Source organism: uncultured Sutterella sp. (assembly GCF_937923675.1).
In the GTDB taxonomy this organism is placed as follows: Bacteria; Pseudomonadota; Gammaproteobacteria; order Burkholderiales; family Burkholderiaceae_F; genus Sutterella.
Map to the genome: position 1 here is coordinate 1 of NZ_CALDXB010000073.1, position 15,525 is coordinate 15,525.

Genomic DNA, 15,525 nt, shown 5'->3' on the forward strand with positions numbered 1-15,525 from the left:
GACGTTTCTGCAGGCATCTTAGGAGCGAGTGTAACTTTTGATGGGAAGTTCAGGCCTTCTGCAGATAGCGAACCAGGATCAACCCGCTCTTGCGTGTCCGGCCAATAGGCTGCGTTATAAGCCACGATCATGGATCTGCGAACTTCAATATTGGGATAGCCCAGCTTCAAATCGCAGCCGACGCCTTCCATCCAGGAGAATGACGGTTCCGAGCGCCTGATCGTCAGAAAGCCGGCATTCGCCAGAAAGATGGCAGGCCTGGCGGCGGTTATGCGTTCTGCGGCTTGAAGTTCCCGGAACTTGATCTCATATTCCCGATCGAAATCTTCAGGTCTCAGAAGATTGGCTTTCCTCAAAAACATCATTAGAAACGATATCGAGCCGGCGGATTTCACCCAGTAGTTTCCATAAAAATCAATATTATCGTCATGAAAATAGTTGAGGATCGACCACGGCGAGCAGATATGCCGCAATCCATTGATGTCGAAGCAAAAACCGCCGTAATTCTCAAGGAGCTCGCTGAGGAGCTTCGCTTCTGTGATGCCTTTCCGTCCCGCGTAGTACTTCAGATACGGCGCGAAGCAAGTTCTGACTTCCTCCTCTGAAAAACCCAGGAGCGATGAAAACTCAGGCAGTAGAGACAAATCCTTCAGATTTGTGAAGCTCGAAAACAGGGATGTCTGACGGAAATTCATGATGCCCGTCACGAAGAGAAAGCGAATCTTGCCGCTCAGGCTCTTCAGCGTCTCAAAGAAGACGGACATCTCCTTCATGATGTCCTCAAAGATTTCCGCACGGCCGATATTGGCGGTGAGCGGCGCATCGTATTCGTCAATGAGAATAACAACGCTCTTCCCGGGCTGCGGCGACAGCGCCGCATTCAGACGAAGCGCCGGGTTGTTTTCATGCGCAGAAGGCGGGAAATATTTATAGAGCTCGGGTTCAAGCAGGCGATCGAGCAGAGTCCGGAACTCCTCGCCGGAGCGCGCATTTGCGATAACACTTAAATCAAGGCGAACAACAGCCTTCGGAGGCTCATTCCAGAGATCGCCGGCCTTCAAGCCCCGAAAAGCGTCCCTGCCTTTGAGAAATAGCGTCTGAATGGTCGACACCAGAAGCGTCTTGCCGAAACGACGCGGCAGGACGAGGAAGGCAGACGGATAGCTCTGGATGAGCTCCACAATCAAATCGGTTTTGTCGACGTAGATCTGGCCGTTGGCGCGAATGTCGGTGAAGGTTGGATTGCCGACAGGCAGCTGCCTCACCAAATCGCTACCGAGAACCGGTTCTGCCTTCATCATTCTTGCCGCGCCTAACCATTTGGAATATAAAAAGTTTCCGCACAGTTTAACGTCTGAACGCATGTCGGCTCAACGAACTCTGCTGCGGCTGCGCGCAGATGACGAATATCCCGTGAAGAAGCCTGAACCCAAGCTTCCGGAACCCGCCTTTCTATCCTAGGCCGGCACCCCGGGAATCTATCGATGGACTCTTGCTCAGCCTGCCGCCTATAAAGAAAGAATCGTCCTTTCCTTTCCCTGATGGAGACCCAAAATGAAGAACATTTCCCGCCGCAGCTGGCTCACGACCGCACTTGCCGGGAGCGCGGCGCTTGCCGCATCTCTTCCTGCCGCAGCCAAACCCATTGAACCTATGCCGGAAAAATGGGACGAGGAATTCGACGTCGTCGTGATCGGCTCGGGCTTTGCCGGGCTCGCCGCAGCGATTGAAGCGAAGCTTGCCGGCAGAAGCGTTGCCGTCTTCGAAAAGATGCGCAACCCGGGAGGCAACTCCATCATCAACGGCGGCATCATGGGCGTGCCCGGCACGCCCATGCAGAAGAAGGAAGGCATCGACGACTCTCCCGAACTCATGATGGAGGATATGCTCAGGGAAGGCCTCGGCCTCAACCACCCGGACAAAGTGAAGAAGCTCTGCGAAGAGGCGCTTTCCACGTGGCAGTGGACGATCGACGAACTCGGCGTCGAATGGAACAGAGACCGCGTCTCCCAGGAAGGCGGCCACTCGGTGCCGCGCTGCGCGATCATCAAAAATGGTTCGGGTTCTGGCATTGTTCTCAAGGAAATCGAGAAGCTCAAAATCCTTGGCGTCCCGATCCGCACCCGCGTCCTGATGGAGCGCATCATCCGCGACGCGGACGGCCGCGTCAAGGGCGTCATGGTCCGCGAAGGCTACCGGTTCCCGAACAAGGATTCCGGGAAGACCAAATTCATCAAAGTGAGGCGCGGACTTGTTCTCGCCCACGGCGGCTTCGGCGCCGACATTCCCTATCGCATGATCTTCGACCCGAAGCTCACGGCCGAGATCGGCACGACCTGCCAGCCGGGGGCAACCTCCGAAGCCTGGCGCGAGGCGGACCGCATCGGCTGCCAGATGATTCAGACAGACTGGATTCAGTGCGCGCCGTGGACGTCGCCCACCGAGAAAGGCATGGGCATTGCGCTCTTCTTTGCTCAGGGCGCGGCGGCGATGTTCGGCGTCTGGGTTGAGGACAAGGGCGGCACGCGCTTCATCAATGAGCTTGCCAACCGCAAGGTCCGCGCCGACGCCATCATGACGCTTCTCAACAAAGGAACCAAATGCTATGCCGTGGCGGATTCGCTCGGCACCGCTCCCATGGAAGTCTCGCGGCCCGGGCTTCTCGCAAAAATGCTCGAGCGCGGGTGCGTGAGGAAGTACGAGACGCTCGAGGCGCTCGCTGACGGCGAAAAAATCAATCTCGAAGGCCTCAGGGCGAGTATTGCCGAGTGGAACAAGGCCGTGGCGGAAGGAAAGGACGCGCACTACGGACGCTACGTCAACAAGCTCGCGAAGCCCATGTCGCAGGGGCCCTGGTACATATCGCAGATGGTCCCCAAGGTCCACCACTGTATGGGCGGAATTTTGACCGACATGGCCGCCCGGGCGATGGACTGCGCTACCAACGAACCGATCCCCGGGCTCTTCGCCGCCGGCGAAGCCACGGGCGGCGTGCACGGCGCCGTTCGTCTCGGCTCCTGCGCCATCACGGACTGCATCGTCTACGGACGCATAGCCGGAAAGAGCGCCGCCGCGTCCTCCCCCTGGGAATAACGAACAGAACGTTCCCGGCGCGATTCCCGGGAACCTCAACCCGGGGACCTCGCCGCTCTTCGAGCGGCACTCCGCCTCCCGGCTTCTCTTTCGGGATAGCTCGGGAGGCGTATTGACCTTGTATCGATTGCATGGTTTATAGTTGCGCTACTCGTAATTCATTCTCATTCCCAGGAATGCCAGATTCTCCCCGTAATACGCCCTCCTGCCGTCTGCACTTTGCCGTCACAGGCATGAGCTGCGCCGCGTGTCAGGCGAGGGTTGAAAAAGTCGTCTCGAAAGTTGACGGCGTCGATTCGGTTGTCGTCAACCTGCTTAAGAACTCGATGGAGGTGACCTCGCACTGCGCGTCGCCCGAAGAAAGCGATGCGCTCACGAACCTCATTGAAGCCGCCGTATCTGAGGCAGGCTACGGCGCCGAGCGCACGGACGGCCGGAAGGCTTCTCCCGAAAAAGAGCGCGCGAGCCGCTCGGCCGAAGCTGAAGCCGAGGCCCGCGCCATCCGCACGCGCCTCACCTGGTCGATCGTCTCCCTCGTTCTTCTCATGTATGTGAGCATGGGAACCATGATGGGACTTCCGGCGCCGGAGTGGCTGGGGTCCGACGCTTCCGGGCTCATGCGCGGCATTCTGCAGCTTCTTCTGTCGCTCCCGCCCCTCTTCCTAAACCGGGTGTTCTTTACGAGGGGCTTGAAGGCCCTCGTGATGCGCGCGCCCAACATGGATTCCCTGATTGCTGTGGGTGCGGGCGCGGCATTTCTTTACGGCGCCTGGGTGCTGCTTGAAGCCGCCTACTATGCCGGACTGGGCGAAACCGATCACGCGCTTCACCTCGCGCACGGCCTTTACTTTGAATCCGCCGCCATGATAGTGACGCTCATCACGGTCGGGAAGTGGCTTGAAGCCCGTGCGAAGGGAAAGACCACGGACGCCATTGAACGCCTTGCGGCGCTCGCCCCCAAGACCGCGGTGGTGCTGCGCGACGGGAAGGAATCCACCATTCCTGCGGAGAAGGTCCTGAAGGGCGACACGGTGATTCTCCTCACGGGAAGCACCATTCCGGTTGACGGCACGGTGCTCGAGGGTTCGGGAACCGTAGACGAATCCGCCATGACGGGCGAAAGCACTCCTGTCGAAAAGAAGACGGGAGACACCCTGATGGGCGCCACGCTTGTTTCCTCCGGGCGCTTCGTCATGCGCGCCGAGCGCGTTGGGGAAGATACGGCGCTCGCCCAGATCATCCGGCTCGTCGACGAGGCGACTTCGAGCAAGGCGCCGGTCGCGAGGCTCGCAGACCGCGTGGCCGGGATCTTTGTCCCCGTCGTCATCGGCATTGCTTTTCTGACGCTCGTCGTCTGGCTTCTCCTTGGCGAATCCTTCGGATTTGCGCTCACGTCCGCCATTTCCGTCCTCGTCATCTCCTGCCCCTGCGCCCTCGGTCTGGCAACGCCGACCGCCATCATGGTTGGCACGGGCCAGGGCGCGAAGCGCGGCATTCTCTTCAAGTCTGCTTCCGCTCTTGAACTCCTCGGCCGCGTCAACGCCGCGGTGCTCGACAAAACGGGCACCGTCACGACGGGGAAGCCCGAGGTCGCAGGGCTTGTGCCCGTCGCTCCGGGTCTTGAAACTCCGCTACTCATTACCGCAGCGTCGCTTGAATCCGCTTCCGAGCACCCGCTGGGCGCCGCCATCCTGCGGGCGGCAAAGGCCCGAAGCCTTCCCGTGCAGCCCGTCGACGACTTCCGGCAGACCGCCGGCCAGGGCATCTCTGCCCGGATCGGCAAGCGCCGCTGGTTTGCCGGCAATGCCCGCATGACGGAAGCCTTCGGCCTCAAGCTCCCCGACGTGCTTGAAGCCGCGGCTAAAAAGGCTGCTGAAGACGGGGAAACGCCGCTCTTTATCGGGTCGGAGCCGACCGCCGACGCGCCCGGGTCTCTTCTCGGCCTCATCCGCGTCGCCGACCAGGTGAAGCCCGACTCTGCGGCTGCCGTCAAGGCCCTGAAGCAGCTTGGCGTCGCCGTTACGATGCTCACCGGCGACAACCCGGTGACAGCAAAGGCCATTGCCGCACGCACCGGGATCGATAACGTGATTGCCGGTGTTCTGCCTGCCGGCAAGGCCGAGGAAGTCGAAAAGCTCAAAAATACCGGCGCCCGCGTCCTCATGGTGGGCGACGGCGTCAATGATGCGCCGGCTCTTGCCGCGGCCGATGTCGGGGCCGCGATCGGCGCGGGCACCGATGTCGCGATTGCCTCTGCGGGCGTCGTCCTCATGAAGAGCCGCCTCTCGGACGTTGTCGAAGCGATCGAACTCTCGCGCGCAACCATGCGCAATATCCGCGAGAATCTTTTCTGGGCCTTCATCTACAACGCCGTCGGCATTCCGATTGCAGCCGGCGTCTTTGCCTCTCAGGGGCTGACCCTCTCCCCGATGCTCGGCGCCCTCGCGATGAGCCTCTCCTCCTTCTCGGTCGTAACGAATGCGCTGAGGCTGCGCTTCTTCCGGCCGAAGCTTATCGGCAGCGATGCTGTCGTCCTTTCAGAACCCCAGTCCGCCGCCCCTGCGGCAAAGGAAAATAAAATGTCTCAGAAGACCATTCATATTGAAGGCATGCACTGCAGCCACTGCACCTCGGCCGTTGAGAAGGCGCTTCGCGCGCTTCCCGGCATCGACGGGGTCGAAGTGAGTCTTGAGAAGAAGACCGCCGTCGTTGAGGCCGACCTCTTCGTGACCGATGAAATGCTTAAAGCCACTGTTGAAGGCGCCGGCTTCAAGGTGACCGGGATTGACTGATACGGTTTGAAGAAACCTCACCCGGCAGACGGGACCTGTTTTCCTCTGCCGGGACTCTCAGCGCTGTCGTTTGATTAAGGCTCGTATGGAAAGCCTGATGCACGGGCCTTTTCAATGATCTCTTTGGCGCTTTTCCGGAGATCCGACAGCGTGAGCGATGCGAGCCTCACGGGCAGAGTCTGAAGCTTTGGATTGACCTTAAGGAAGGCCTGCGCCTTATTGGCAAGCCGCACCGGGTTGAAGTTTGGTTCCGAGCGCTTGGCCTCAAAAAGCAGAATTTTCTCATCGCTTACCGCGACGATGTCGATCTCGTTGACGCCCTTTCTGTCCCACCATGGACCAACTTCCCTGAATCGCCTGCTCTCAAGAAGAATGGACTTGAAGCACTCCCTGAGGGCACGCACCGAGAATGCTTCATAGCCCGCAAGGAAGGCATCGCGCATTTCCGCATACCGGTTTTGCGAAAGGAGAGCGTCTGCACCGTCTACGAAAGCAAGCCACCACGAGAGATAACGATCTCTAATCCCATAGCGAACCCGGCGATAGTTTGGCGATAGTTTGGCGAGAGCACCGGACGATGCGGCGCAATCAGCCTGCAGCTTTTCTCCAAACGCGAAAGAAAGCCGCTCACAGAAACAGAACCCAACTCTTCCTGCAGGTCCTCGCGCTTCGTTTTGCCGAAGGCCAGCGCTCTAAGAATCGTGCGGCTTCCTGAAGCTTCTCCATGAAATTCATTGGTGAGATGGCTTTCCGCATCCATGATGAATTTCGAACCCGACCTAAAAACCGCATCCGCCATGCGGGAAAGATCAACGGCGCCGCGCTCCATCAGGTCTTCAATCAACCAAACAACGCCGCCCGTCAGAACATGGAGCGCGAGAAGGTCGTCATTCGCGGCATTGGGCGCATAGTCATCCAGGATTTCGGCTTCCACGCGCAATGGGAAAGGCTTGAGCGCGATGAAGCGGTCGACGCTCCCGTCGAGCGGGCGGTCTGGGTCCTCTGAACGCGCTTCCATCGCAGCCGTACCGCTCTTGACGAGCACCAGCACGGTTTTCGAGCTTTTGCGATTGCGGTCCCAGGCGCTCAAAAGTTCCTGCCGGAAGGAAGGTTCGCAGGCATTGAGTCCCTGACACTCGTCGATGCAGATGTTGATTCTCCGTTCCTTACCGACGGCGAGCAGATACTCGACAATCTGCGCGAGCCGCTCGAATCGAGGCAGGAAAGGCAGATCCAAGGCTTCCATGACGGAACGCGACCACGCCTTCAAGAGTGCGCCCTGCGTCAAACGGGAGCAAAAGAGGTAAATGCACGGGACTTCTCTTCTCTCATTCAGACATTGAAGGACAAGCGCCGTCTTCCCGATTCTCCGCCTTCCGGCCACCGCGATGAGCCTCCCCGAGCCGAGGCGATCGGCAAGATCGAATTCTTCTCTGAAGATTTCTTCTTCGTGCTTGCGTCCGTAGAATTTCCTGAGCGGCATTAGCGTTCTCTCCAGGAACGTTATTTTCGAGAACGTTCCCGAGGCGAACGTTCCCAAAAATTCGATGGGTTGGTGCTCTCTATCAGCGAAAAATAGCTGTACAGCGGATGAAGCCCTTAACTGGTCGACACATTCCCTCGCCTGTGGCAAAGCGAATCTTGCCGGGAATCGCGGCCATCATGAGAGCGCTCTGAGGGTATCCCAAATCCGATCCATTTCTTGAATGTGCCCGATGATTTCATTGGCTTCCTGCTCGCTCTTTCCGTGACTCAGCAGGATGGAACGGAGAGTCAACGGCAAAGTGCTGCCTTTCGGAGCATCCCATTCGGGAGCGTACCTTTTCATCAGCATCAAATCACAGGATTCCCAGTCAGTTAAGTGCTCATACCTTGCAAAAACAGCCTCCAGAATTTGAACTTCAGCGAGCGACAGCTCGTCAAACACTTCCAGAGGCTTCTGCGGATCAACTTCCTCGATCTTTGGAGAAGACAATTCGCCGTTGGCTTGCCCGCTGATCCAGATACTCCATCCAGGATGCCGAGCGGGAAACTCAATGAAATCAGATATCTCAAGCAATATGGGACCATGCCTCACCGCCGCCATGCAGCCTCCAGTAAGTCGTTCGCCATGCTGAAGCAAAAATTCCCGCTCAGTGAAGTACATTAACAACATCAGCTTCCAGGACGGCATCGGTCCGAAGTTTTTCCAGAGAAAATAGGCAGCTATCTGAGCTGCTTTGATCACATCAACCATAGGGAACTCTTTTGATTACGCCAAGTTCCTTGCCAGAACCCGGGATTCAATCTCCGGCAGCGACAGCGTCATATCTTCCGTGGTGAGGCAGATCGGCTTGATCGAAAAACCGGAGAGCGTCTTCCGCTCAAGCAGACTGACCTTATTGAGGAAGTCATGAGCGTGAAACGCCTTCCGCTGCCGCTTTACTTCTATGGCAAGCGCTTCCTTTCCGGCGATGTCCGGCGACTTCACGGCGACAATATTGATTTCCGCAGGATCCTGTCCCTTGCCGGCCTGCCACCACGGTCCGACCTGATCGAAAAGCTGCGTCTCCCGAAGACGTTCTGCAAACCATTGCTCGAGGACATAGCCGGAGTACGTCGGATATCCCGCCTTGATTTTTTCCGCGATTCTCGAAGGATCATCGTAGACGAGCCAGCGCCTGTTCGCGTGAATGAATCTGAACCAGAAGCGGAAGAAGAGATCCGTGATCTCGTAGCGCGCATTCCGGGAACCAGGCTTCACCAGCAAAGGCTGCAGACGGCCGACGATATTGAAATCTTCCTCGAGGCGCTTCAGGTGTTGACCCAGGGCGTTCTCCGGGTTGAGTCCGGCGAGCTCGCCCCAGGTATTCCTGCCGATCGCGATGCTTAGAAGCAGGTTGAAGTAATTGATCCAGCTGCCGGCAAACTCGTTTTGCAAGACTGCGCTTCCCTCATTCAAAAAGCCCAGGTCCTCGCTCACGATGCCTTCCATCATGGCGTCGGCTTCTAAGAGATCAGCTTCGATCAACCAGCCCATGTACTTCGGAATGCCGCCGGTGAAGGCATAGAAGGCCAGAAGATCGTCGTTTTTGAAACCGGGACTATAGACTCTGAAAATATCCTCGACTTCTGTCGTTTTGAAAGGACGCAGTCGAATCTCCTGGTCGATGCGTCCGAAAAGCGGCTCATGCGAATCCCGGAAGATCTTGTTGATCATGTTGTTCATCGAGCCGGAAACAATGAGGTGAAGCTTCGAGCGCTTTCTCGCGATGTCCCAGATGCCGCGAAGCTTGCTCGTGAGAGACTCCGAGACTTTAGTCAAGTCCTGAAACTCATCAACGACCAACGTCATCGGGCGTGTTTCAGCAATCGTCGCGGCCAACCGAAAGAACTCCGCCAGATCCTTCACCACCGGGATCTGCATGTCGAGCTTTTGAGCCAATACGCCGCAGTACTCTTCTGCGAGCAACGATTCCGGCATGATGGAGCCGGCCAGGTAAATCCCCGGCATCTCGCGGGAAGACTCCCGCCTGAGATGCTCGCGGATCAGATGCGTTTTCCCAATGCGCCTGCGGCCGCTGATCAGCGTGAATTGAGCGGAAGACTCGGCCGCACGCGCGCGAACACGCTGAAGCGATTCAAGCTGCCGCTCCCTGCAATAGAATCTGAAGGTCGCCATAAATAACCTGCTTCAAAACAACTTATTTCACAACAAGTTATTTTACAGCAAGTTATTTTTATAGCCCGGAGAATCAGATCCCTGTCTTTTCAATTCCAAGAAACTCATTTCAACGCTGAGGTGCGAGTCTCCATACAAAATTCATCGGACAACATCAGGTGATGCTGTTGTCGAAACCTTTTGCAGAGAAACGAAACTCTTCCAACCAGAGGATCGTGTCTCAACTCCCTGACGGGTCTTTCTTCCCCGACACCGTCATCTCGATGCCGAGGACATTAAGACACTGAAGGAGATTCCGGAAGCTCGGGTTGCCGCCCTTCTGGAATGACCGGTAGAGCTGCGGCCTGTTGAGGCCCGACTGCTTCGCAACCTCGGCCATGCCGTAAAGCCGGCAGAGGCCGCCCACAAGGACGATGAAGCGCTCGCTGTCGCCCTCCTTCAATGCGGCATTGAGTTCATGGGCAAATAAGGGAAATTCACGGGAGTTTGAGCGATTGTCAGCGCACATGATGCCACCTGCTCGCTTTCTTGATTTTGTCTTTCACGGAAGGCCAGGCCTGGTGAGGCAGACCGCAGCCAGACACTCTGCGGCCTGCCTCTCCTGACCTGATCGAAGGCTTTACTCAGGTCGAACCATTCGAATTTCGACGCGGCGGTCGGGCTGCAGGCAGTCGATCGCCTCCTGGTTCCAGAGTCCCTTGCAGGCGTCGCCCGTCACCGGGTGATATTCGCCTTCGGCGCGGCGGATCACGAAGAGCGACATGTCGACGCCTTCCTTCTCAAGCTGTCTGAGAACCGTGTTGAGGCGGCGCTCCGACAACCGGTCGTTGTATTCATACGTGCCGATGCGGTCCGTATGCGCCGTAATCGAGAAGCGGATGTGAAGCTGGTCGATGATCTTCCTTTCCTTCGCGAGGACCTCGGCGACATGATGGATTTCCGCGATGCCTTCGGGCTTCAGAACATGCTTGTCGAACGCGAAGAGCGTGTCGGCCGAGAGCGTGAAGTCGAGACACGGCGTGTAGAAGACCTTCGCGATGAAGGCCGCCATCGATTCGTCGTTCAAGAGAAGCTCGCGCGCGTCCGCCGTGATGAGTCCGGGAACGACTTCCGCGAGACGGTTGACCTCTTCCCGGGTCTTCTCGTCGTCCGTGAAGGCAACGAGAACGGGCTTTGCAAGCGGCTCCTTTTCCCGGAAGGCCTTCCAGCCTTCTTCAAAGAGGCGCCCACGATTCACCTCATCGCCGTCGGTGAAGAAGAGGAGCGCGCTTTTTTTCCGCAGGAGCTCCGCGGTCTCGCGCTGCAGTTCCTTCTCTGACTCCGCATAGCGCTCAAGGCGCTTTTCGTAATCCATCAGCCCTTCGCCGGGATTCGTCATGCGCCCGAAAACCTCGAGGCGTTCCGGCAGCCGCCCCACCTTCTCTTCAAAGTCGTCCTTAAAGCCCACGGGGAGCGTATGGGGCGCCATGGTGCCGGCGGCTACCTGGATCCCGGCCTCTGTCGGGAGCATCCGGCGAAGCTTCAGAAGTAGCCTCTTCGCAAGCACCACCTTGCGGTGTTCAAAAAGTTCGTCGTACGCCTCTTCCTTGTCTTTTGCCCATTCCGGATAGGACTTCTCTTCGGGTTCCTTCAACTTCTCCTGCATCGTGCCCGAATAGTCGATGAACCAGGCGGAGCTCTCAACCTTCGGGCCGCAGTCAGGGTCGGAGTAAACGGAATAAGCGGCATGCGCCGAGAGAGCTGTGCACGCAGCGGCAGAGAACGCAGCAAGGATGGCGAGCTTCAATTTCGTATGCATCTTCTTTCTCCTCAGAACTCGTACTTGAGACCGACCGAGACTTCGTAGTCCTTCTCGTAGTCGTCGCCGGTTTCCCGTTCGAACTGTCCGTAAAGACGCATGCGTTCGTTGAACTGCCAGTCGCCGCCGAGCCCATAGTAGAAAGTCGTCTTCCCGGCCACTTCGCCGTCAAAGCGGTCGCTTCCGAACCAGACGGTGCGGTCCCCGAGGAAGTCGTGCTTGACGCCCGCCTTCAGATAAAGCTGCGAATAGCGGCGGTCGATTTCCTCCCGATCCTCGCCGTAATTGAATTTCTTACCAATCACGATGCCGGCGCGGCCGATGAGCGAATCGGCATCCTTCTGCCGGATCCTGCCGCCGGAGGAGAGCGTGTACTTTTCGCCTTCAACGCGATAGAAGGCGAGCTGGAGCTGAGGCTCAAGCCACCACGAGTTGTACCAGGGGCCCCATGAAAGGTCGTTTCTCGTCGAATGGAACATGTGTCCCACTTCGATCGATGCGCCCCAGCCGAGCGTGTTGTATTTGCCGGTGATCTTTCCATGCTCACCGACAGTGGAAAGCTTCTGGCGGTAATGGTCGGCCGAGAGCACGAAGTCCGCGTAGGCGCCCTGGTAGTTGGCCCATGTCGCATAAGCGTTGAGGCCGATCGCATCGGTTTTGCCCGACCCCTGACCGTCCATCAGGTCCTGCTTAGCATGCGCCTGGCGGATGTTGGCGCCGAGGAGCCAGAGGCCTTCCTCGGTATTGCGCACGAGATGGTCGTAACCGAAGCTCACGCCGTAGAGATCCTGGTCGTAGCCCTTCGAGGCGATGCCGCCCACGGAATCCTTCATCATCATGGCCTTGGCCCAGAGACCATCCTGAGCGCCGTAGCGCACTTCTCCGAGGCGCTTCCTGAGCGTGCTCAGATAGATCGGGTTGAAGCTGATTCCCGCAATGGCCGTTGTGGTCTTACCGGGGTCGTTGATCTCTTTCGTGTAGCCGGAGACCCAGTAGTCCGTCATGCCGGTAGAAATGTCGAGAGCATCGGGATCGGATTCCGTCGATTCAAGGCCTTCCACAACTTTGTCGTAATCGTCGCGTTCGAAGAGCGTGGAATTCACCGCTTCCTGAATTTCGCCCTGTTCATTCAGAACGCTTTCGGGACGGGTACTGAGAGTACCCGCAGCATCCACGTATTTGTCCGTGTGTTCGGTCTTCCAGATTTTCGGCTTGTACTTGAAGGCCGTGTAGTCGAGCGACGTCCAATCGCCCGAGAGCTTTACGTGCGCCGGTGTGGTCGCGAACTTGAGGACGCGCCCCTGGTAGTCAATGGATCCGTCTGCGATCGTTTCGTCGTTGATGCGGACGCGATAGTGCTGCTCCTTGGGTTCCTGAGCTTTGGACGTTTCCGTTCGGAAGTCGAGAAAGTCGCCGAAACGGATGTCGTGCCGCATGCGCGCTGCGGCCTCCGTTACCTCGAAACCCTTGAGCTCAATCGGAACGGACTGGCCGTTGAAAATGTAGCTGCCGTTTTCGGAAAAAGTATCGCCGGTCAGCGTTCCATTCTTAATCGCACCATCGCCTTCAGCCTTTTCGTAATACGTAATGCCGTCGAAGGAGAAGACGCGCTTTCCGTCCTTCTCAAGGTCACCCATGATGTTGGTGTTGAGGATGAAGAGGGAGTTTTCCGCAGGCGCTGCAGTACGGGCGCCGTTCAGAAGCGGATAGGCTTCATCCGTGATGTTCTTCACCATCAGATATTGGTAGGGATTCGCCTCATTCCACTTCCATTCATCGTCCGGGTGATGAAGATCGATCGTGCCGCCGGTGGGACGCAGGTTTTCGAAAATGCTGTCGTCCGTGACGGACCAGAGTGTGCCGGCACCTACCTCCATGTCGATGTTGCCGTTGGCGGCGCCGACGAGGAAGGAGTCCTTTTGGTTCATTACGAAGTTGATGCGGCCTTCACCAAGATAGTTGGGGGTTGAAGAAGAATCTTGAGTAGCATCGTAATTATTAGAGACTAGTTTATTTCTTATAAATCGAGCCTCTTCTTTCTGAGATCTGTATGCCCACGACAAGATATTTATACTAATAGCTAAATGATTGTTATCAGGTATTTGTATACCTTGATCATGATTTTCTACATCAATAAAAGATTTTGAAGTATGCAAATCCCCATCAACACTTAAACTCCCCCTACCATTATTCACATTCACATCAACAATAGAATTACCTAAAGCCTCAATTGCTCTTGCCTTTGCCAAACGATTTGTTTTAGCAAAATCATTAACATTGACCGACAAATCATTATTAACAACAACTCTTCTACCATCCGACGTCAATTCATTTTCTTCTCGTTCATCTCCGCTAACCAATATTCCATAAGCATCATTAAATTCTCCTTTAAACTTTTCATTTTCAGGCGAATTTATCGATATCTTTACATCACCATCAAAGATCGAAGAACTCTCTCCGACTTGAAGCAGTCCATATGCATTACCGGTAGTACTATCAACCGACAATTCAAGGCGTGCATTTTCATTTAAAATAATTTTCGACCCTTTGTCATATATTAGAATAGGTTCAAATTTATAAGGATGACCCGGCTCTTTACCGCCATGAGCGTTTGGCTCAACAACCGTTTTTTCTACAGTCGTTTTTAGAGCAACATTCACAATCCCATATGCATTCGCATCCGGATCATTTTGATTTCTTGCATTAGCGGACGATATCGAATTTATCGTGACATTTCCAGAAAAATTAATTAAATTATTTGACCCTATAGAAAATACCCCATACGAGGAATCATCTCGTGATTTGCTATTAATTTCATATACCCCAAAATCAAAATCAACAGAACTTCCTGTTATGTCCACACGCTTAAGTTCATTTTTCTCATCTTTACCTTTATTAACAATAACTTCCCCATTTTCATCGCGCTCGACAATACCATCATATCTTGTGGAAATAAACAACCCAAAACTTTCCGAGTTATGCTCTGATATATCTGCATCAGGCTCAAAAGCATCTTCTGTGGTCGTGGCAGATATCTCCCCATTATCCTTAGATCTTAAAGAGACAACACCACCTTGCGAGTAAAGCGCTACAGCAGCCGCAGAACTTTTATAAGTTATCTTTTCTTTCGTAGAAGGATCTATTGCGTCATCGAGACCAAATGGTGAAACAGAATTATTAGTTACCTCAATTTTGAATTTATTTGAATGCAACGAGAAACTTCCATCTCGGACATCCACCCCTCGCACGGCATAACCAACATTTTGAGTAATAGACGAATTCGTATTCTTTGTGATTATATTATTTATAACGATATCTACATTATCAGCGCCATTCCCTTCGAGATCATCGCAAAAATTCTTGTAGTATTCAGTAAAATCTTGCTTATCCAAAAAAGAAACGCCTCCGCCGCCGTCAACATAGACGCCCACCAATGAATTACCGACTCTAGGCGCCGACAAAATAATCATTTCTTCGGAGGAGTTCACGTAGGGATCGACATTCGAAAGTAATGTCGTTTGCGTCGACTCAATTTTTACGTTACGAGATAAAAAATTAAAAATTCCGCCTAATGAATCATCAGCACTTCCTTCCTGATATGGTGCGGAAGATAAAATTCTTGCGTTTTTGTAATTATTTACAGTTCTTTCAGCGAAAATAGAAAACTTATATGTAAGGATATCTTGTATCATATCCTCGCCGCTGTAATAATAAGTAGGATTTCCCCAGGTAAGTATATTCGTAGCAAGAGAAAGTTTGATTATCTTCTCATCATCTCTTGAGTGAACATTTCGATCTAAAATATAGACTTCTTTCTCAAAAGGATCACCCTTATTCACACCCCCAAAGTACCCAATATTATCATAAGTATCAGTGGGTCTATAAAAATATTTCCCTGAAAATTTAAATTTATGATCAGCAACGTTATATATTAATTGGTCATAATGTTTTTCCCAAACCTCAGCATAGGCAGTCTGACTAGTTAAAACAATTAATCCAACCACCAATGCTATGTGCGCCGCATCAGCTTTTATCTTCTGCGACTGACAATAATCATTAAGGACTGATATTAAAGAAAGCCATGTGCGGCAAAATGGAAAATTCTTTTTTCTAGGCGGTGGGGGAAGGGGGGGGGCACATTACGCGCCCCTTGTCAAGGGCACTGAGTAAATAAAGTCAGA

General features: G+C 54.7%; 11 protein-coding genes. 3 read left to right on the forward strand and 8 right to left on the reverse strand.

The genetic code is table 11. The features are described 5' to 3' along the window. Nucleotides 1-1,301: AAA family ATPase (locus Q0106_RS07955; RefSeq protein WP_297611277.1), on the reverse strand; the 1,301-nt coding region annotated here is incomplete at its 3' end. Nucleotides 1,302-1,554: 253 nt separating this feature from the next. On the opposite strand from Q0106_RS07955, the gene Q0106_RS07960 reads away from it, so the two are divergent. Together Q0106_RS07960 and Q0106_RS07965 are read left to right on the forward strand one after the other, a co-directional pair. Next, nucleotides 1,555-3,093: a flavocytochrome c gene (locus Q0106_RS07960; protein ID WP_297611280.1), complete on the forward strand. Its 1,539-nt coding sequence runs from the start codon at nucleotides 1,555-1,557 to the stop codon at nucleotides 3,091-3,093. A gap of 176 nt (nucleotides 3,094-3,269) precedes the next feature. Next, the gene (locus Q0106_RS07965) at nucleotides 3,270-5,885 is read left to right on the forward strand and encodes a heavy metal translocating P-type ATPase (RefSeq protein WP_297611283.1); all 2,616 of its coding nucleotides are present in this window, start codon (nucleotides 3,270-3,272) and stop codon (nucleotides 5,883-5,885) included. Nucleotides 5,886-5,959: 74 nt separating this feature from the next. Here the strand turns inward: Q0106_RS07965 and Q0106_RS07970 are convergent, their stop codons facing one another. The 7 genes from Q0106_RS07970 to Q0106_RS08000 all read right to left on the reverse strand — a co-directional run bounded on the left by Q0106_RS07970 (nucleotide 5,960) and on the right by Q0106_RS08000 (nucleotide 13,272). Beyond that, on the reverse strand, nucleotides 5,960-6,328 hold the full coding sequence (locus Q0106_RS07970; protein WP_297611286.1) for a DUF234 domain-containing protein: 369 nt from the start codon (nucleotides 6,326-6,328) through the stop codon (nucleotides 5,960-5,962). A gap of 41 nt (nucleotides 6,329-6,369) precedes the next feature. Next, nucleotides 6,370-7,131 carry a hypothetical protein gene (locus tag Q0106_RS07975; protein WP_297611289.1) on the reverse strand — a complete coding sequence of 254 codons (762 nt, stop codon included), beginning with the start codon at nucleotides 7,129-7,131 and terminating at the stop codon, nucleotides 6,370-6,372. Between the two features lie 414 nt (nucleotides 7,132-7,545). Continuing rightward, the gene (locus Q0106_RS07980; protein ID WP_297611292.1) at nucleotides 7,546-8,121 is read right to left on the reverse strand and encodes a Panacea domain-containing protein; all 576 of its coding nucleotides are present in this window, start codon (nucleotides 8,119-8,121) and stop codon (nucleotides 7,546-7,548) included. Between the two features lie 15 nt (nucleotides 8,122-8,136). After that, nucleotides 8,137-9,546, reverse strand: coding sequence for an ATP-binding protein (locus Q0106_RS07985; RefSeq protein WP_297611295.1), 1,410 nt, complete (start codon nucleotides 9,544-9,546; stop codon nucleotides 8,137-8,139). Nucleotides 9,547-9,766: 220 nt separating this feature from the next. After that, nucleotides 9,767-10,054 (reverse strand): addiction module antidote protein, encoded by a 288-nt coding sequence (locus Q0106_RS07990; protein WP_297611298.1) that lies wholly within the window; start codon nucleotides 10,052-10,054, stop codon nucleotides 9,767-9,769. 111 nt (nucleotides 10,055-10,165) lie between these two features. Next, on the reverse strand, nucleotides 10,166-11,344 hold the full coding sequence (locus tag Q0106_RS07995; protein ID WP_297611301.1) for an OmpA family protein: 1,179 nt from the start codon (nucleotides 11,342-11,344) through the stop codon (nucleotides 10,166-10,168). An 11-nt stretch (nucleotides 11,345-11,355) separates the two neighbouring features. Then, nucleotides 11,356-13,272, reverse strand: coding sequence for an autotransporter outer membrane beta-barrel domain-containing protein (locus tag Q0106_RS08000; protein ID WP_297611304.1), 1,917 nt, complete (start codon nucleotides 13,270-13,272; stop codon nucleotides 11,356-11,358). Between the two features lie 799 nt (nucleotides 13,273-14,071). Between Q0106_RS08000 and Q0106_RS08005 the strand changes: the two genes are divergently transcribed. Continuing rightward, nucleotides 14,072-14,428 (forward strand): hypothetical protein, encoded by a 357-nt coding sequence (locus Q0106_RS08005; protein ID WP_297611307.1) that lies wholly within the window; start codon nucleotides 14,072-14,074, stop codon nucleotides 14,426-14,428. The last annotated feature ends 1,097 nt before the right edge of the window (nucleotides 14,429-15,525 follow it).

What these genes read in the sequence shown, in the direction of transcription:
- Q0106_RS08000 (WP_297611304.1), bottom strand. Translation starts at nt 13,272, where the DNA reads ATGAACCAAAAGGACTCCTTCCTCGTCGGCGCCGCCAACGGCAACATC.
- Q0106_RS07990 (WP_297611298.1), bottom strand. Translation starts at nt 10,054, where the DNA reads ATGTGCGCTGACAATCGCTCAAACTCCCGTGAATTTCCCTTATTTGCC.
- Q0106_RS07995 (WP_297611301.1), bottom strand. Translation starts at nt 11,344, where the DNA reads ATGCATACGAAATTGAAGCTCGCCATCCTTGCTGCGTTCTCTGCCGCT.
- Q0106_RS07980 (WP_297611292.1), bottom strand. Translation starts at nt 8,121, where the DNA reads ATGGTTGATGTGATCAAAGCAGCTCAGATAGCTGCCTATTTTCTCTGG.
- Q0106_RS07960 (WP_297611280.1), top strand. Translation starts at nt 1,555, where the DNA reads ATGAAGAACATTTCCCGCCGCAGCTGGCTCACGACCGCACTTGCCGGG.
- Q0106_RS07985 (WP_297611295.1), bottom strand. Translation starts at nt 9,546, where the DNA reads ATGGCGACCTTCAGATTCTATTGCAGGGAGCGGCAGCTTGAATCGCTT.
- Q0106_RS07975 (WP_297611289.1), bottom strand. Translation starts at nt 7,131, where the DNA reads ATGGAAGCCTTGGATCTGCCTTTCCTGCCTCGATTCGAGCGGCTCGCG.
- Q0106_RS07965 (WP_297611283.1), top strand. Translation starts at nt 3,270, where the DNA reads ATGCCAGATTCTCCCCGTAATACGCCCTCCTGCCGTCTGCACTTTGCC.
- Q0106_RS07970 (WP_297611286.1), bottom strand. Translation starts at nt 6,328, where the DNA reads ATGCGCGATGCCTTCCTTGCGGGCTATGAAGCATTCTCGGTGCGTGCC.